Source organism: Streptomyces sp. NPDC086554 (genome assembly GCF_040686095.1).
In the GTDB taxonomy this organism is placed as follows: domain Bacteria; phylum Actinomycetota; class Actinomycetes; order Streptomycetales; family Streptomycetaceae; genus Streptomyces.
Genome location: NZ_JBFBJK010000008.1, coordinates 298,968 through 316,032, shown reverse-complemented (window position 1 = coordinate 316,032; position 17,065 = coordinate 298,968). Strand labels below are relative to the sequence as shown.

The following is a 17,065-nucleotide window of genomic DNA, read 5'->3' as shown; positions in this document are numbered from 1 at the left end:
ACGTATCGAGAGGGCTCAGGGTGCAAGTCGCGCATGGTACGGCTGCAGAACGGAGTTGAGCCACTGCTCGCCCTCCGCCGTGCCGAAGTCCACGCCGCTCTCGTCGACGGGCTCGACGGCTCCCCGCGGGCACCGGTCCCCGAACAGCAGCACCGTCCGGTCACCCGGCTCCCGCTTCGACGACCAGACGAAGCCCTGCGCCCACGGGTCGGTGTGCCGGCGGATCCAGTGTGCCCAGTCGCGCGTGTACGCGTAGTCGATCGCCTCGGTCTGCACGAGCCAGCTGTCCTGGTGGACGGCGGCCAGGTCCTGCGCGGTCATCAGCGACACCACGGTCACGTCGGTGGTGAGCCGGAGCGTCGACAGGCGCCGCCCCTCGACGCTCACGCGCGGCAGCAGCCGAGGGCCGCCCGCCGGGTCGAAGGGGAGGGAACGCAGCAGGGTCTCGCAGACCGCGGCCGCCGGGCTGAGGCCCGCGTAGAGGTAGCCGTAGGGGTCACAGGCCGTGCCGTCGAAGCGGCCGCCGCCGTAGAGGCAGTGCGCGGGGTGCGGGTTGAAGGCGGCGGCGTCCCGGTGGGACTTGTGTACGCGGTGCAGGAGCGTGCCCCGCGCGAGGGTGACCTTGGCGGGGGCGCCGTTCATGGCTTCCGGCGGGCGGTAGTTGGGCACGGTCACTCACCCTCCATCAAGAACCGCGCGGTGTCCGCGAGTTGGCGGTCACGCCCGGAGCCGAGGAGCTTCGCGGGTGGCGTGCCGAGCCAGGCGTTGGCGGAGAGCCACCAGTCGGCGGCGCCCCACGGGTCCCGGTCGGCGGCGAGCAGCGCGTTGACTTCAAGGACGACCAGCCAGGGCATCGCGTCCTCGGAGAACTGGAAGCTGGGCAGGCGCGGCAGGCCGCCTGCGCCCGGCAGCCGGATCAGCTCGGGGGCGAACGGATTGCCGCCGTGCCGAAGCACCGTGTCGGCGTCCAACGCCGGTGCCGCGAGCAGGCGTTCACGGACCGGGCCGAGCACGGGGCCGACCATGCGGTGCCCATCGATCAGGAGCACGGCGAGGTCCTCGACGCGGAACCCCTGATAGCTGAGGCCATCGCCGGTCATCCCTTCGAGCTCGGCGTCCAGGGTGAGCCGCGCCTCTCCCCCGGCCCCGAACTCCTCCGGCAGCCGCTCACGCAGCAGCGCCGCCGCCCGCTCTGCCGCGTCCCGCCGGGCGTCGTCGTCCGTGCCACGGCCGCGTACGACGTCGAGGTACGCGGCGAGGCGGTCGCGCAGCGGCTGGTCGAGCCGGTCGGCGATACGGTCCCAGAGCGCGGCGGCGGCCGCGAGCACGGCGTACGGATTCACGGGTTCCCCCTGTCGTCGTGGACACCCCCGGCGTCACGGACACCCCCGGCGTCACGGACACCCCCCGCGTCACGGACAGGCCCAGCGTCACGGACACCCCCCGCGTCACGGACACCCCCCGCGTCGCGGACAGGCCCGGCGTCACGGACACCCCCGGCGTCGCGGACAGGCCCGGCGTCACGGACACCCCCGGCGTCACGGACACCCCCGGCGTCGCGGACAGGCCCGGCGTCACGGACACCCCCGGCGTCGCGGACACCCTTGCCGCTGTGGACACCGCTGCCGTCGCCGCCGAAGCCCCTGCCGTCCCCGACACCCGGCCTGGCATACCCGGCAAGGAGGCGCTCGATGAGGTCGGCGCGCGCATGGCGGCGTACGACGAAATGGATGTCCCATCCGGCGCCGCGGGCGAGTTCCGCCTCCACGGCCGCCCACAGCGCGCCGAAGCTCTCCAGCGGCGGGAGGCCGCCGCGGCCCGCGCCCAGCAGCGGCAGGCAGATGGAGGTGAGCGGCGGGTCGCTCGCGCGGGACTCCTCGGCGAGCAGTGCAAAGGCGCGGGCCACGCCGCGGGTCACATCGGCGGGCTGTACGTCGTAGTCATTGGTCTCGGGGCGGGGCACGGCCACCGCCACGTGGTAGATCCGCCGCACACCCTGCCCTGCCAGGGCTCCGGACGAGGTGGCGACGACGGTGCCCGGCAGGGCCGCCCGGCCCGGTGCTCCGTGCCGGGCGGCCCACCCCCGTAACTCATCGTGGACATGGTCCTCGACGAGTCCCCCCGCCGGGTCCTTGAGGGCGCCGGCCCGCCGCAGCGTCGCCGAGACCGACGACTTGTAGGCGGCGGGCAGCGCGAAGTACGTGTTGGACGGCGAGACGACGACGTCGACGTCCCGCAGCAGGTCCACGGAGTGGACGTGCACGGTGACGGTGACGGCGCGGCCGTGCAGCGCGAGCCGCAGCTCGCGGTGGGCCGCGGGCAGCCGGGACGGTTCGCCGGTCGTGGTGTCATCGCGGACCCGGCCCGCGATGCCGACGAGCTGCTCGGCTATCTGCCCGAGCACCATCAACTCGTGGTGTTTGCGGAAGCGTTCGACACTGACCCCGTACACCTGGGCCGCGCGCCTGCGCCGGTCGGCGGCCGGCCAGTCGCGGGTGCCCTGGGCGAGTCCGAGGCTGTACTCGGCGGCGGTCTGGAGGCTGCCGCCGCCGATGCCCGCGACGGCGGTCCGCAGCAGCCGCTCGACGGCACCGGCGGACAACTCGCCGTTGGCAGCGGGCAGTTGACCGGCGATGCGGATCAGCTCGGGCGTGTCCGTCTCGCGCAGTCTGACGATTCCGGCCCGCCGCACCTTCCTCACCTCCTCCAGTACCAATCCGTGATCGGGCATGTGAGGAGGGGGTGACATGGCGGCAAGGATCGCACCGGCGTCACACCCGTCACAAGCCCGTTCGGTTCTCCCCTCGCCTTCCATTGCACAGCGGCGGCCGGTCGGACTCCGGGCACGCGCAGGGCGGAAACCGGTCGTGCGGGGGCTTCGCCCAGGTGCGGTGGCGGCGGAAAAGGACGACGATGGACCTTATAGAGGCCGCGACGCGATCACCATCCCTGAGGGGGCATGGAGATGCGTCATGCGCGTCCACAAGGTTCGCCCCGACATCAGCGCCCTGAGCGACAGTCTTGAAGTACCGGGGATCGGACACATCCCCGTCAACGCCTTTGTGCTGCACGCCTCCCAGCCCGTGGTCGTCGACACCGGCCTCGGGCTGCCCGACCGGAACTTCCTGGAGTCGCTCGCTACCGTCATCGATCCCGCCGACGTCCGCTGGATCTGGCTCACCCACCCGGACCGGGACCACACCGGCGGGATCTTCGATCTGCTCGTCGCGGCGCCCAAGGCACGGGTCGTGACCACGTTCGCGGGCGCGGGGATCATGTCCTGTGAACGTCCGCTGCCGCTCGACCGCGTCCATCTGCTCAACCCGGGGCAGTCGCTCGACGTCGGCGACCGCACCCTCACGGGGTTCAGGCCGCCGCTCTTCGACAACCCGGCCACGGTCGGCTTCTTCGACAGCAAGTCAGGGGTCTGCTTCAGCTCCGACTGCTTCGGCGGGCCGATGGCCAGCGAAGAACTGGCACAGGCCGACGACGTCCGCCAGGTCCCCGTCGAGGATCTGCGGGCCGCGCAGCTGCTCTGGGCGACGGTCGACAGCCCCTGGGTGCAGGTCGTGGACCCGGTGAAGTTCCTGGACAGCTTCAAGCCGCTGCGGGACGGCGCACCCGACCTCATCCTCTCCACCCATCTGCCGGCGGCCCGCGGCATCTCCGGGACGATGATGGACACCCTGGGCTCGGCGGCCGGCGCGGCACCGTTCGTGGGGCCCGACCAGGCGGCTCTTGAGCAGATGCTGGCCGGATTCGAGCCCGCGGGCGGGCACCCGGTCGCGACGTGACGGGCAGGCACCCGGTCGCGACGTGACGCGTCATGACGAGGGCGCTGCTAGACGAACAGACTCACCACAGCCGCCACCGCGAACCCGGCCACCGAAAGCACCGACTCCAGGACCGTCCACGTCTTCAGCGTGTCCCGCTCCGAGATGCCGAAGTACTTCGCCACCATCCAGAAGCCGCCGTCGTTGACGTGCGAGGCGAAGATCGAACCCGCCGAGATCGCCATGATGACCAGGGCCACGAACGCCTGGGAGTGGTCGCCCTCGGAGAGGAGGGGGGCCACGATGCCCGCCGTCGTGACGATCGCGACCGTCGCCGAGCCCTGAGCGACGCGAAGGACCAGGGAGAGCAGGTAGGCGAGGACGATGATCGGCAGGCCGACGTCCTGGAAGGTGTCCGAGAGGGCCGCGGCCACGCCGCTCGCCTTGAGGACCGCGCCGAAGACACCGCCGGCGCCGACCACCAGGAGGATGTTGCCGACCGGCTTCAGGGACGAAGTCGACACCGTCTCAAGGGACTTGCGGGACCAGCCGCGCCGGATGCCGAGCAGGTAGTACGCCATCAGGAGCGCGATCGTCAGGGCCACGAACGGGCTGCCGAAGAACTCGATCACCGAGCGGAAGGAGTGGGGTATCCCCTGCTCGGAGCTTGTCGAAGAGCTTGGGGAAGGGTCGAAGGCGATCGACGAGAACGTCGCGAGGAGGATCAGGAGCAGCGGCGTACCGATGATCGCGAAGACCGTGCCGAGCGGCACCGGCTTCTCGCGCGGCTCGACGCCGGCGGCGCGCTGCTCGGCGACGACCGCCGCCTTCGCCTCGTCGGCGGCCTCGACCATGTCCTGCGGGACGGGCACGAAGATGCGCTTGCCGACCCAGGCGGAGAAGACCCAGGCGGCAAGGACGGCCGGGATGCCGCAGACGATGCCCATGAGGATGACCCAGCCGAGGTCCACGTGCAGGAGTCCCGCTGCCGCCACCGGGCCCGGGTGCGGGGGCAGGAACGCGTGCGTCATCGACAGGCCCGCGAGAAGGGGGAGGCAGTAGAGCAGGATCGACTTGCCGCTGCGCTTGGCCGCCGCGTAGACGATGGGGGCCAGGACGAAGATGCCTACGTCGAAGAAGACCGGGACGCCGAAGATCAGGCCGGTCAGGCCCATGGCCAGGGGCGCGCGCTTCTCGCCGAACATGCCGAGCAGGCGGGATGCCAACACCTCGGCGCCGCCCGACACTTCGAGGATCGCGCCGAGCATCGTGCCGAGGCCGATGATGATCGCCACATGGCCGAGGATGCCGCCCATGCCCGACTCGATGACCGAGACGGCGTCGGACTTCTGGACGGTGCCGAAGAGTTCGGTGACGGAGAGTCCGGCCGAGAGGCCGACGACTATGGAGACCGCAAGCAGCGCGACGAAGGGCTGCAGCCTGACCTTGATGATCAGGAAGAGGAGCAGGACGATGCCGAGCGCGGCGACGGTCAGCAGGCCTGCCGTGCCGTCGATCAGGGTGAGGATTCCGCCGGTGTGGGGTGGGGGCTCGGCGGGGGCGGCGGCCGCGAGAGCGGCGAAGGGGGACGGGGACATCTTTGACCTCGTAAGTGCATACGGCTTTCAGGGCAGGGGGGATCACGGCGCGGCGCCTTGGGGGGAGTTGGCGCCGCGCCGTGAAGACGTACGGCTTGCGGGATGCTCAGAACGTCGGGCGGATCAGCCCAGGACGGCGAGCGCGTCGATCTCGATGAGCAGGCCCGCCGGGAGACCGACGTAGACCGTCGTACGGGCCGAGGCGGGGGCCTTGAGGCCCTGCTCCTCGAAGTACTCGTTGTAGATCTTGTTCATCTCCGCGAAGTGGTCGACGTCCGTGAGGTAGACCCGCATCATCATCACGTCGTCCCAGGTCGCGCCGCCCTCTTCGAGGATCGCCTTGACGTTGGCGAACGTCTGGAGGGTCTGCTCGCGCAGGGTCGGGCCCGCGGGGGTGGGGGCCTTGCCCTCCTCGGCGGGGAGGAAGCCGACCTGCCCTGCGACCTGAAGGATGTTGCCCTTCTTCACGCCGTGGGAGAACTTCGCGGGCGGGGTGGTGTGGGTGGCCGGGGTGAGGGCTGTCTTCACGGTGTTCTCGGTCATGGCTGGTTCAGGCTTCCTTGAGGGGTGACTTGCCGGAGTACTCCCGGCTGATGGCGTCCGCCGTACGGCGCACCAGCGGGAGCAGCGTGAGGAGTTCCTCGGCGGTGACGACGACATTCGGCGCGGAGACCGACATGGCGGCGACGACCCGGCCGTCCGCACCGCGGATGGGGGCCCCGATGCAGTTGATGGACTCCTCGTGGCCACCGAGGTCGGTGGCCCAGCCCTGTTCGCGCACTTTCTCCAACTCCCGCAGGAAAGCAGCGGCGTTGGGCGTCGAACGGGACGTGTACGTGGGGTAGTCGAGCTTCTCCGCGATGGCGCGGCGCTCGGCTTCGGGGAAGTCGGCGATGAGGAGCTTGGCGACGGCGGCGACCGTGATGGCCACCGGCTTCCCGATCCGCGAGTACATCCGCACCGGATAGCGGCTCTCGACCTTGTCGATGTAGAGGACTTCCTGCTCCTCGTAGACCGCGAGGTGCACCGTGTGGCCGCACTTCTCGTTGAGCGCGAGGAGGTGGGGGTGGGCGATCTCGCGTACGTCGAGGTTCTCGACGGCCTCCTGGGCGAGCGCGAAGAGACGGGCGCCCAGGCGGTAGCGCTGGTCGGACTGGCGGTAGACCAGGCCGTGTTCGTGGAGCGTGCGAAGGAGCCGCAGGGCGGTGGACTTGTGCACGTCGAGGCGTTCGGCGACCTGGCCGAGGTCGGCGGGGCCCTCGGCGAGCAGCGGCAGGATGGACAGGGCGCGGTCGACGGTCTGGCTCATGACGTAAGTACCTCCTGCGCGACTGCGTGGGCGGCGGCTGCGGTCCAGCCGGGGCCGAGGTGCAGTCTCTCCCAGGCGGCGGCGTCGAGGGCGGCGAGGTGGTCGGCGTGGTCCCGGGAAGGGGGCGTGGCGAGGTCGCCGGGGACGGTGAGGGCGGCGGCGGCCATGAGGTGGCCGTGGCGCAGCCGCTGCCCGATGGGGAGCTTGCGGAGTGTGGCGGAGAGGAACCCGGCGGCGAAGGCGTCCCCGGCCCCGACGGCCGCGACGACGTCTACGCGCGGCGCGGGCTCCTCGTAGCGGGTGCCGTTGCCGCCGAACGCGACGGCGCCGTCGGCTCCCCGCTTGACGACGAGGAGTTGCGGCTCGGGCAGGGCGGCGCGGATCGCGTCGGGGCCGCCGGTGATGCCCCAGGCCTCGGCGGCCTCGTCCTCGCCGACGAAGACGACGTCGGCGTCGCGCGCGAGGTCGAGGAGCACCTCGGCGCCGCCGTCCGGCCACAGGCCCGGGCGGTAGTTGACGTCGAAGGAGACGCCGTCCGCTCCCGTCGCGGCATCCGTCAGCGCGCGCAGCAGGTCCAGGCAGTCCGCCGAGAGCGCGGCGGTGATGCCGGACAGGTGCAGGAGGCACCCGGAGCGCAGTGCGGCCTGGTCCACGTTGGCCGTGGACATCGCGGATGCGGCGGATCCGGCGCGGTAGTAGAGGACCTCGTGGGCGTCGGTGTCGCGGTCGTCGGCGGTGCGGAAGTAGATGCCGGTGGGGCGGTGCGGGTCGCGGGCGACTGCGGACGTGTCCACCCCATAGCGGGCGATCGCCTCGACGAGATGGTCGCCGAAGCCGTCGGCGCCGACCCGGCTGACCCAGCGGGTGCGGTGGCCCGCGGCCGCGAGCGCGCAGACGACGTTCGACTCGGCGCCGCCGATTCCGCGATCGAAGGAGGGGACGTCGGCGAGGCGGCCCGCGCGGGTGGGCAGGAAGGTGACCATGGACTCGCCGAGCGCCACTACATCGACGGCGCCGGCGCCGGTGCCGTCCGCGTAGCCCAGTTCTCCGTGTGCGGTCACTTTCGTCCAAGCCCCTTGCTGCTCCTGATCGGCTTTCCTGATCCGTTGACCCGGTGTTGGCTGGGATGTTAGACAGCAGTAAGCGACATACGCAATGACCGTTGCACATCCTGCAACGCACCTTTTCGAGGAGGCGCACATGGCCGCCGACAACGCCGACAGCACCGACAGCACCGTCGAAGGGGCGATCTCCCGACTGACCGCGGAGCTGGACCGGCTCACCGAGGAGCGGGTCGACCACCGCTTCAAGGCGCTGCCGCCGGACGCGGACGGCCTCACGGTCGGCGAGCTCGCGGCCCAGCGCCGCAACCTCTTCACGGGCGGCTTCACCACGCCCGTCCTCGCGCTCTCCGCCGAGCGCCTCGAGCACAACCTCGCGCTGATGGAGACGTACTCGGAGCGGCACGGCCTCGCCTTCGCCCCGCACGGCAAGACGTCCATGGCGCCGCAGCTCTTCGCCCGGCAGCTGGAGCGCGGCGCGTGGGGCATCACGCTCGCCGTCCCGCACCAGGTGCGGGTCGCGCGCGCCTTCGGCATCGAGCGGATCTTCCTCGCCAACGAACTGGTGGACGCGGCGGCGCTGCGCTGGCTCGCGGCGGAGCTGGACTCCGACCCCTCCTTCCGCTTCATCTGTTACGTCGATTCCGTCCCCGGCGTCGCCCTGATGGACGCCGCCCTTCGCGAGGCGGGTGCGACGCGTCCGGTCGACGTCGTGGTGGAGCTCGCCGCGGGCGACGGCGCGCGGACCGGCGTACGGACCGAGGACGAGTGCTTCGACATCGCCAACGCCGTCGCGAGCGCGGACACGCTGCGGCTCGTGGGTGTCGCCGGGTACGAGGGCGAGGTGCCGGACGCCACGCCGGAGCGGGTGCACGCATGGCTGCGCCGGCTCACGTCCCTCCTGGCCGAGTTCGACAAGACGAACCGGTTCGCCGATCTGGACGAGGTCGTCGTCAGTGCGGGCGGCAGTGCGTGGTTCGACGCGGTGGCGGACGTGTTCGCCGAGATCCCCGAACTGTCGGTGCCGGTCCTCAAGCTGCTCCGCTCGGGCGCGTACGTGTCGCACGACGACGGTCACTACCGCCACCTGACGCCGTTCAACCGCGTCCCGCAGGAGGGTGCCCTTGAGCCCGCCTTCCGGCTGTGGGCGCAGGTGGTCTCCCGGCCCACGCCGGAGCAGGCGTTCGCCAACGCGGGCAAGCGGGACGCGGCGTACGACCTTGATCTGCCGGAGGCGCAGGTCGTACGCCGGGACGGTGCGGACCGTCCCGCGACCGGCGTCACGGTCACCGGGCTCTCCGACCAGCACGCATGGATCCGAACGGACTCCTCGGCGGAGCTCTCCGTGGGCGACTGGATCGGCATGGGCCTGTCGCACCCGTGCACGTCCTTCGACAAGTGGCAGCTGATCCCTCTGGTCGAGGCGGACGGAACGGTCACGGACTACATCCGCACCTATTTCTGACGTGGGCGTCTAGGGGGCTCTCATCCCGCCCACCCGCCCATTACCCCGGGTGATGGGTGGGTGGGCGGGAAAATCCCGCGCCGAAGGCGCGGAAAGCAGACCACGGCGGAAAGCCGTCGACGGCGAACCACCCACACAAGAGAGAGGCACCCCCATGGACCTGGTCATCCAGGACGCCCGCGTCATCGACGGCACCGGGGGTGCCTCTTACCGCGCCGACGTCGGCATACACGAGGGCAGGATCAGCGTGATCCAGACGGAGGGTGGTGGCCCCCGCCCCTCGGGGTCCACCACCCTCGAAGCCCAGGGGCTCGCCCTCGCGCCCGGTTTCATCGACATGCACGCCCACAGCGACCTCGCCCTCCTCCGCGACCCCGAGCACACCGCGAAGGCCGCCCAGGGCGTCACCCTGGAAGTCATCGGCCAGGACGGGCTGAGCTACGCCCCGGTCGACGACCGCACCCTCGCCCAGGTCCGCCAGGCCATCACCGGCTGGAACGGCGACGGCAGCGACATCGACTTCGACTGGCGCACGGTCGGCGAGTACCTGGACCGCCTGGACCGCTCCCACGGCGGCCACGGCATCGCGGTGAACGCCGCCTACCTCATCCCGCAGGGCACCGTCCGCATGTACGCCCTCGGCTGGGACGACCGCCCCGCCACCCCCGCCGAGCTCGACCGCATGAAGCAGCTCGTGGCGGAAGGGATGCGGGAAGGCGCCGTCGGCATGTCGTCCGGCCTCACCTACACCCCCGGCATGTACGCGGACGACTCCGAACTCACCGAACTCTGCAAGGTGGTGGCCCGGTTCAACGGCTACTACTGCCCGCATCACCGCAGCTACGGCGCCGGCGCGCTCCAGGCGTACGAGGAGATGGTGAACCTCACGCGCACCGCGCACTGCCCCCTCCACCTGGCCCACGCCACGATGAACTTCGGCGTGAACAAGGGCAAGGCACCGGACCTGCTCGCCCTCCTCGACGAGGCCCTCGCGCAAGGGGCGGACATCACGCTCGACACGTACCCCTACACCCCCGGCTGCACAACTCTCGTCGCCATGCTGCCCAGTTGGGCCGGCGAAGGCGGCCCTGACTCCATCCTCGCCCGCCTCCAGGACGACGAGACCGCCGAGAAGATCCGCCACCACATGGAGGTCATCGGCGCCGACGGCTGTCACGGCGTACCCATCGAGTGGGACACGATCGAGATCTCCGGGGTCAGCGATCCCGGCCTGGCCTCCTGCGTGGGCAAGACGGTGCAGCAGTCTGCGGACGCCCGCGGCGAGGAGCCCTGGATCACCGCCCGCCGCCTGCTCATCAACGACAAGCTGGGCTCGACGATCCTCCAGCACGTCGGCCACGAGGAGAACGTCCAGGCGATCATGCGCCACCGCGTGCACACCGGCGGCAGCGACGGCATCCTGCAGGGCTTCAAGCCGCACCCGCGCGCGTACGGCACATTTCCGCAGTATCTCGGGCGCTACGCACGGGAGTTGGGCGTCATGTCCCTGGAGGAGACCGTCGCCCACCTCACCTCACGCCCGGCCGCCCGCCTCCGCCTCCCCGACCGGGGCGTCGTCCGCGAGGGCTACCGCGCCGACCTCGTCCTCTTCGACCCGGAGACGGTCGCGGCGGGCTCCACCTTCGACGCGCCCCGCACCCTGCCCGCCGGAATCCCGCACGTCCTGATCGACGGCAAGTTCGTCATGCGGGACGGTCGGCGCACGGACGTCCTCGCGGGCCGCGCGGTACGCCGCACTCCCTGAGGTCGATCTTGCTGTCTAGGCCGCGTGCCCTTCGAACCAGAGCGAACCGAGGTCGTGACCAGGGGTGAGGCGCACGTCCGAGTCGAGGGCCGCCGCAAGCAGCCTGAGCAGCTCCAGCGTCGGAGCGGTTCCGCCCTCTTCGATGCACTCGATGTCGTCCTGCTCCATGCCGGTGCGTTCGGCGAGCTGCGCCGAGCTCCACCCGAGCTCGGTCCGGCGGTCGTAGAGAGCCTTGCCGAAAGCCAGCGCCTCACGAATGGCAATCCGCTCCGGATCTTGCGTCTCGACGCCCGACGGAGTCCAACGGCTGTGCTGCCCGACCATCACGCCTTCCTCTCATACGTCGCGGTCACCGGTCCATGATGCTCGCTCTCACAGACTTTCTGGGCACGCACGGCCCGTCACACGAGGTGCCACATCCCGCAATCGAAGGCGCAACTCCCAGACTGGCCCTTCGAGATGATCGGCCCAGGGGCCACCCAACGCGGGCCCGAGCTCCGCCAGCAGTCCGACCGTCTCATCCACACGCTTGAAGTCATGGTCACTGAGACTGTCCAGCCACGCTCGCACCTCTGGCTCGATCTCGAAGCCGTGCAGGTCACTCATGCGATGAGCAACCCGGAGACGAGGGATACGTCACGCACGGCAGCGCCAGCTCGATCCACACCGTCTTGCCGATCCCGTACGGCCGGGGGTACGACCCCCACGCGTCGGCCAGCAGCTCCACCAGGGCAAGGCCCCGACCCGACTCGTCGTCCGGCCCCGCCTGCCTCGGGCACGGCAGCACGTCACTCGCGTCCGCCACCTCCACCCGGAAGACGTTCCCGTCCAGCACGCACCGCGCCCCGACCTCACGCCCCGCCGGGACTCGCCCATGCCGTACGGCGTTGGTCATCAGCTCGCTGAGCAACAGCACTGCCGTGTCCGCCACGTCGTCCGGGACCTTCCAGGCCCGCGCCTGCTCGGCCAGCAGTGACCGTGACCTGCCGACGCTGCGCGGATCGCGCGACAGCCGCCACTCAATCTCCCTCGGTAGAGGGGAAGTTGTGCGTTCCATGCCTCATACGCTGCCGGTCCGGGCATAGCCTTCTGGAGTATCGACACGGGTACAGAACGTAACCGTACCCACCGTGCACCAGAGGGGCGGGCGCGATGACCGAGGTGAACTCACAGCCGCCGATGGCCTGGCGTTACTGCGGCAACCAGGTCAAGCGGTGGCGGGAGCAGGCAGGGGTCACCCGCGAAGAGCTGTGCAAAGAGACCGGCTACCACTACGAGTACGTCAAGTCGATGGAGAACGGCAGACGCAAGCCGACGCTACGTCTGCTCCAGATCGCCGACGAGATGTGCGATGCGCATGGGCTGTTGCTGTCGGCGCAGGACTATCTAAAGCCGGAGCCGTTTCCGGCGCGGTCGCAGGAGTACATGCAAGCGGAAGCGGAGGCGATCGCTCTGCACTTCTACGCACCGCTGCTGGTTCCGGGACTCCTACAGACCGAGGAGTACGCGCGTGCACTGATCGCCGCGAGCTGTCCACCGCTCGACGACGAGACCATCGACGCCAGAGTGAGCGCCCGGCTCATGCGACAGGAGGCGTTCGCGCGGAGGCCCACCACCGCGTTCGGATTCGTGATGTACGAAGCGGCGCTGCGCACTTTGGTTGGAGGCCGCGATGTAATGCAGCGTCAGCTCCTCCACCTTCTGGAAGTGGGGGCACTGCGCAATGCGTCGATCCAGGTGCTACAAGTCGACCGGTGCAGTGGCCCCGCACTCAACGGATCTTTCGCACTGCTGGAGACCATCGATCACGAGCAACTCGCCTACGTCGAGGCGCCCGAGACCAGTGCCCTCTACTCCGATCCCGCCAAGGTCAGTGAGCTGAGTCAATCGCATGGCATGATCCGAATGCAGGCTCTCGGAGTCGAAGATTCGGCTCGGTTCATCAAGGAGTTGGCGGAGGAACTATGAGCGTTCGACTTACGTGGTTCAAGTCCAGCTACAGCGACAGCCAGGGCGCGGAGTGCGTCGAAGTAGCCCTGGAATGGCACAAGTCCAGCTACAGCGATGACCAGGGCAGCAACTGCGTAGAGATAGCCGCCTGCCCCCACACCATCCACATCCGCGACTCAAAACTCGGCGAAACCAGCCCCACCTTCGCCGTCCCCGCCACCGCATGGGCTCACTTCACGGCCGAGCTCCGGGACGCGGGATCCGAGCGCCTTTTCTGAGGAATGGGCGGTGGGTCTCGACCCACCCTCCCTCCCAAGTACCCCGCTCGCCACGGGAGATGACTTTTCGTGACCGGCTTGCCACGCGCCGTCGCCAAGCTCTAGCGTTCGGATAACGAACGACCCCGGCCGGTGCTACCAACACCAAACCGGGGTCTGACCTCCAAGATCGCAGGAGCCGATCTCGTGGCTATTGAAGAGCCTAACCCTGCCCTGCCCACCCCCGCGCACCCCCTGGCCAAGCCCGGCTACGGCAAACACTCCGTGCCCGGCCAAGCCCGCCGCCGCGAGGGCGACTTCGCTCATCTCCCCGTACGCGAGGCCTACCTCGCCGCGTACATCGACCGGCTGCCCGAAGGCGCCGCGATCGACATCAAGACCCTCGCCAGGGAGCAGCCCCGCTACGGCCAGCAGGCCGTACAGACGGCGCTCAACTCACTTACCGCCGCCGGTCATTACCGGCGCGTGCGCGTACCGCTCGGGGACGCGCTGACCCAATGGGTATTCCGCACGTACTTCAGCCGCACCGCCCGCGACGCCGAGTGGTGGACCCGGTTCCTGACCGGCGACGTACCGGATGGTGATACCGATACCGTCCCCGATCCGTCGGCACGGAAAGTGCGTTCGGAGGCGTACGACGCGCTCGCCCGGCTCGGGACGGCCGACAACCGGCTGACGCTCTCGGCGGCCGAATGCGCCGCCCTCGAAGAGCTCGCCGCGCAGTGGCTTGCGCGCGGGGCCACGCGGGAGGGGCTGACGCGCGCCCTCACCGCCGGGCTGCCGGATCAGGTGCACTCCCCCGGCGCGTTCGTCCGCCGCAGGCTGCGCGACAAGCTGCCGCCGCAGCTCGCCGCCCGGCGTCAGGTCCTCGTGGAGTGCACGGGCTGCGGCGTGCCGGGCCTCCCCGAAAGGCTGCCGTACGGGCTCTGCAAGGGCTGCCGGGGGCAAGGCGGCGGAACCGGGCTTGAGCAGGGCCCCGCCACCGCGCTGCCGCCCCACGAGGTACGGCGTCGAGTGGCGGCACTCAGAAGCCGTACAAGGCTCTAGGATCCGCGATTTCCCTAGCAATGAAGGAAATTGGTCAGCAGTGGGTCAGCACTTCCGCCCTCTCGTTGCCCGCGCCGAAGGTCGAGCGCGGCAGCGACTTTGGTCGACGGGTGCGAGGCCTTCGGCCGATACGCCGCTGACCGCATGCCGTACAGGCTGGCGGTATGACACCAGCACCGATCGCCCGCCGGACCCTGCTCGCTGGCACCGCGGCTCTTGCCACCGCGGCCCTGGGCACCGCTTGCGCCGCCGACCACGCGCGTGCCCGTACGACGTCCACCGACGCGGCGGCGTCGCCGCGGACAGCCGGATCGCTCACCTACAAGGGAGTCAACTTCGATACGGACCGGGATGTCTGGCGCACGGAGTACGTCCGCCGGGAGATTGCGGCCATCAGGGAGCAGCTGCACTGCAACGCGATCCTGCTGCTTGGCCACGACCTCGACCGGCTGACGGAGGCCGCATCGATCGCGGCCGCGCACGGCCTGTTCGTCTGGTTCGAGCCGCGGCAGTTCGACAAGGACGCGGAGCAGACCCTCGCCTTTCTCGGCTCGGTGGCGCGCGCCGCCGAGCGGCTGCGCACCCGACACCCCGGCGTGGGCATCGCGCTCGGCACCGAGCTGACCATCTTCATGTCGGGCCTGGTGCCGGGCAAGGACTACAGCGAGCGCGGCCAGGCCCTGGCGCGCCCCGAGTCGGCCGGCTACCAGGAGCGGCTCAACGCCTTTCTGGACCGGGCACTGAAGACCGTACGGCCGTTGTTCCAGGGGCGGGTCACGTACAGCTCGGGGGAGTGGGAGGAGGTCGACTGGCGCGGCTTCGACGTCGTGGGGGTCAATCTGTACCGGAACGCGGACAACAAGGCCACCTACACCAAGAAGCTGCGCGCCCTGCACCGGCACGGCAAGCCCGTCGTCATCACCGAGTTCGGCTGCTGCACCTTCACGGGGGCCAAGGAGCAGGGCGGGGCGGGCTTCAACGTGGTGGACTGGGAGCGGGTACCGCCGGTGGTCAAGAACGGCTATGTGCGTAACGAACGGGAACAGGCCGACGAGGTCGGCGAGTTGCTGGACCTCTACGCGGCCGAGCGGGTGCACGGCGCGTTCGTCTACAACTTCATCGCCCCCGACTCGCCCTACTCCCCGCAGCGCCGCCACGACCTGGACATCGCCAGCTTCGCGCTGGCCAAGACCTTCCCCACCGGGACGCGGCGCGGCTACGCGGAGACCGGGCAGTGGGAGCCCAAGCGGTCGTTCCACACGGTGGCCCGCCGGTTCCGGTGACACCTGTCGTGAACCCTACAAAGCCTTCCGTCCGTCTCGTACAACTCTTCGACTCCCTGGAGTGTCTATGGCACCGTCAAGCACAGCTCCAAGGAGTGAACCCTCATGCCCCTGCCCTTCCGCACCGTCGCCGCCGCCGCGGCCGTCACCGCGCTGACCGGCGGTCTCTTCGTCGCCGGTCCAGTGGCGTCGGCGGCCGCCGCTCCTGCCAAGCTCGCCGACGACTTCAACGGTGACGGGCACCGGGACCTCGCGATCGGCGCGCCGTACAAGGCCGTCGGCGGGGCGGAGGCCGCGGGTGAGGTGGTCGTGGCCTTCGGGACGGCCGACGGTCTGGCCACCACCGGCAAGGTCTCTCTCACCCAGAGCTCTGCGGGAGTGCCTGGTACGCCGGAAGACAGTGACCATTTCGGGATGTCGATCGCCGCCGGCGACCTCGACGGTGATGGCTACGCGGACCTCGTCGTGGGCGCCGACGGCGAGGACGTGGAGGGCTATGAGGGCCAGGGCAGCGTCACCATCCTGTGGGGCGGCACCAAGCCGTTCACCAGCAGCACCACGACGACCGTGGAGAACCCGCAGCAGTGGCAGGCCCACGGCTACGACGTCGCGGTGGGGGACTTCACCGGTGACAGCGGCGCGGACCTCGCGGTGATCGAGCCGGGCGGGGTCGTCGTGTACAAGGGCGGCTTCGCCCGGGAGAGCAAGCCGGTGCCTGCGTACACCCTCACGGTCCCCGGCGCGGGTCTCCGGTACACGGAGGCCGCCGTGGGCGATGTCAACGGGGACGGCAGGGACGACCTGGCGGTGACCGGCGACGCGGGCACCGGACGTCCGGGCACCGACATCTTCACGGGCCAGGAGGGACGCCCGAACCGGATCCAGCGCGTGGACGACGGAGACACCGCCGTCGCTTTGGGCGACATCAACGGCGACGGCTTCGACGACATGGCCTCTTCCCTGACCTGGCCCCAGTTCTTCTCCGTCGACGACCCCAGCAACGGTTCCGGCTATGTCACCGTCCGCCTGGGCAGCCCGACGGGCTTCAGCGACCCGGTGACCCTGCACCAGAACAGCACCGGTGTGCCCGGCGCCAACGAGGACGGCGACAACTGGGGCGCCTCGGTGGCGATCGGTGACATCACCGGCGACGGCAAGGCCGAACTGGTGGTCGGCGCCAACGGCGAACAGCTCGGAGACCTGGACAACGCCGGTGACGTGACCGTGTTCCGCGGTTCCGCCTCCGGTGTCTCGCAGTCCGGGGTCGTGCGCATCTCCCAGGACACCACCGGGGTTCCGGGCGCCGCCGAGGCCGGTGACCTCTTCGGCGCACGGGTCCGGATCGCCGACTACGACAAGAACGGCAAGGGCGACCTGGCGGTGACAGCCTCCTTCGAGAACAACCGCAGTGGTGGCCTGTGGACCCTGCCGGGCACGTCGTCCGGCCTCACCGGTTCCGGTTCCAGGTCCCTCAGCTCAGCCGAATTCGGCCTCGCGACCGGCTCACGCTTCGGCGAGACCCTCCAGGACTGACGA

The 17,065-nt window shown here is 70.2% G+C and carries 18 protein-coding genes; 8 read left to right on the top strand and 10 right to left on the bottom strand.

Translation table 11 applies throughout. The features are described 5' to 3' along the window. Positions 1 to 15 precede the first annotated feature (15 nt). The 3 genes from AB0O76_RS16120 to AB0O76_RS16110 are packed head-to-tail and all read right to left on the bottom strand — an operon-like array spanning position 16 to position 2,731. Positions 16 to 675 (bottom strand): RES family NAD+ phosphorylase, encoded by a 660-nt coding sequence (locus AB0O76_RS16120; protein ID WP_365490592.1) that lies wholly within the window; start codon positions 673 to 675, stop codon positions 16 to 18. Next, a complete protein-coding gene (locus tag AB0O76_RS16115) occupies positions 672 to 1,343 on the bottom strand; it encodes a hypothetical protein (RefSeq protein WP_365490589.1) in 672 nt (223 codons plus the stop codon). Before AB0O76_RS16115 ends, AB0O76_RS16120 begins: the two co-directional genes overlap by 4 nt. After that, positions 1,340 to 2,731 (bottom strand): hypothetical protein, encoded by a 1,392-nt coding sequence (locus tag AB0O76_RS16110; RefSeq protein WP_365490586.1) that lies wholly within the window; start codon positions 2,729 to 2,731, stop codon positions 1,340 to 1,342. Before AB0O76_RS16110 ends, AB0O76_RS16115 begins: the two co-directional genes overlap by 4 nt. A gap of 241 nt (positions 2,732 to 2,972) precedes the next feature. Here AB0O76_RS16110 and AB0O76_RS16105 point away from each other — a divergent pair, with 241 nt between their 5' ends. Next, a complete protein-coding gene (locus tag AB0O76_RS16105; RefSeq protein WP_365490583.1) occupies positions 2,973 to 3,794 on the top strand; it encodes an MBL fold metallo-hydrolase in 822 nt (273 codons plus the stop codon). Between the two features lie 47 nt (positions 3,795 to 3,841). Here AB0O76_RS16105 and AB0O76_RS16100 read toward each other — a convergent pair whose 3' ends face one another. The 4 genes from AB0O76_RS16100 to AB0O76_RS16085 all read right to left on the bottom strand — a co-directional run bounded on the left by AB0O76_RS16100 (position 3,842) and on the right by AB0O76_RS16085 (position 7,741). After that, a complete protein-coding gene (locus AB0O76_RS16100; protein WP_365490580.1) occupies positions 3,842 to 5,371 on the bottom strand; it encodes a gluconate:H+ symporter in 1,530 nt (509 codons plus the stop codon). Positions 5,372 to 5,494: 123 nt separating this feature from the next. Next, positions 5,495 to 5,914 (bottom strand): RidA family protein, encoded by a 420-nt coding sequence (locus AB0O76_RS16095; RefSeq protein ID WP_365490577.1) that lies wholly within the window; start codon positions 5,912 to 5,914, stop codon positions 5,495 to 5,497. A 7-nt stretch (positions 5,915 to 5,921) separates the two neighbouring features. Next, positions 5,922 to 6,680 carry an IclR family transcriptional regulator gene (locus AB0O76_RS16090; RefSeq protein ID WP_365490574.1) on the bottom strand — a complete coding sequence of 253 codons (759 nt, stop codon included), beginning with the start codon at positions 6,678 to 6,680 and terminating at the stop codon, positions 5,922 to 5,924. Next, on the bottom strand, positions 6,677 to 7,741 hold the full coding sequence (locus AB0O76_RS16085; RefSeq protein ID WP_365490571.1) for a sugar kinase: 1,065 nt from the start codon (positions 7,739 to 7,741) through the stop codon (positions 6,677 to 6,679). Before AB0O76_RS16085 ends, AB0O76_RS16090 begins: the two co-directional genes overlap by 4 nt. A 139-nt stretch (positions 7,742 to 7,880) precedes the next feature. On the opposite strand from AB0O76_RS16085, the gene AB0O76_RS16080 reads away from it, so the two are divergent. Beyond that, positions 7,881 to 9,206 carry an amino acid deaminase gene (locus AB0O76_RS16080; RefSeq protein WP_365490568.1) on the top strand — a complete coding sequence of 442 codons (1,326 nt, stop codon included), beginning with the start codon at positions 7,881 to 7,883 and terminating at the stop codon, positions 9,204 to 9,206. 154 nt (positions 9,207 to 9,360) lie between these two features. After that, a complete protein-coding gene (locus AB0O76_RS16075) occupies positions 9,361 to 10,971 on the top strand; it encodes a D-aminoacylase (RefSeq protein WP_365490565.1) in 1,611 nt (536 codons plus the stop codon). Between the two features lie 15 nt (positions 10,972 to 10,986). Here AB0O76_RS16075 and AB0O76_RS16070 read toward each other — a convergent pair whose 3' ends face one another. The 3 genes from AB0O76_RS16070 to AB0O76_RS16060 are packed head-to-tail and all read right to left on the bottom strand — an operon-like array spanning position 10,987 to position 12,028. After that, entirely contained in the window at positions 10,987 to 11,295 is a 309-nt protein-coding gene (locus AB0O76_RS16070) for a helix-turn-helix domain-containing protein (protein ID WP_365490562.1), read from the bottom strand. 48 nt (positions 11,296 to 11,343) lie between these two features. After that, positions 11,344 to 11,577 carry a type II toxin-antitoxin system RelE/ParE family toxin gene (locus AB0O76_RS16065; protein WP_365490559.1) on the bottom strand — a complete coding sequence of 78 codons (234 nt, stop codon included), beginning with the start codon at positions 11,575 to 11,577 and terminating at the stop codon, positions 11,344 to 11,346. Then, positions 11,570 to 12,028, bottom strand: a complete 459-nt coding sequence (locus tag AB0O76_RS16060) for an ATP-binding protein (RefSeq protein ID WP_365490556.1) — start codon at positions 12,026 to 12,028, stop codon at positions 11,570 to 11,572. The genes AB0O76_RS16065 and AB0O76_RS16060 overlap by 8 nt, the downstream gene beginning before the upstream one ends. Positions 12,029 to 12,123: 95 nt before the next feature. On the opposite strand from AB0O76_RS16060, the gene AB0O76_RS16055 reads away from it, so the two are divergent. The 5 genes from AB0O76_RS16055 to AB0O76_RS16035 all read left to right on the top strand — a co-directional run bounded on the left by AB0O76_RS16055 (position 12,124) and on the right by AB0O76_RS16035 (position 17,062). Then, positions 12,124 to 12,939: a helix-turn-helix transcriptional regulator gene (locus AB0O76_RS16055; RefSeq protein ID WP_365490553.1), complete on the top strand. Its 816-nt coding sequence runs from the start codon at positions 12,124 to 12,126 to the stop codon at positions 12,937 to 12,939. Beyond that, positions 12,936 to 13,199 carry a DUF397 domain-containing protein gene (locus AB0O76_RS16050; protein ID WP_365490550.1) on the top strand — a complete coding sequence of 88 codons (264 nt, stop codon included), beginning with the start codon at positions 12,936 to 12,938 and terminating at the stop codon, positions 13,197 to 13,199. Before AB0O76_RS16055 ends, AB0O76_RS16050 begins: the two co-directional genes overlap by 4 nt. Before the next feature lie 186 nt (positions 13,200 to 13,385). After that, on the top strand, positions 13,386 to 14,246 hold the full coding sequence (locus AB0O76_RS16045) for a hypothetical protein (RefSeq protein WP_365490547.1): 861 nt from the start codon (positions 13,386 to 13,388) through the stop codon (positions 14,244 to 14,246). Positions 14,247 to 14,410: 164 nt separating this feature from the next. Next, the gene (locus AB0O76_RS16040) at positions 14,411 to 15,529 is read left to right on the top strand and encodes an abortive infection protein (RefSeq protein ID WP_365490544.1); all 1,119 of its coding nucleotides are present in this window, start codon (positions 14,411 to 14,413) and stop codon (positions 15,527 to 15,529) included. 105 nt (positions 15,530 to 15,634) lie between these two features. Then, the gene (locus AB0O76_RS16035; protein WP_365490541.1) at positions 15,635 to 17,062 is read left to right on the top strand and encodes an FG-GAP-like repeat-containing protein; all 1,428 of its coding nucleotides are present in this window, start codon (positions 15,635 to 15,637) and stop codon (positions 17,060 to 17,062) included. Positions 17,063 to 17,065: the final 3 nt, after the last annotated feature.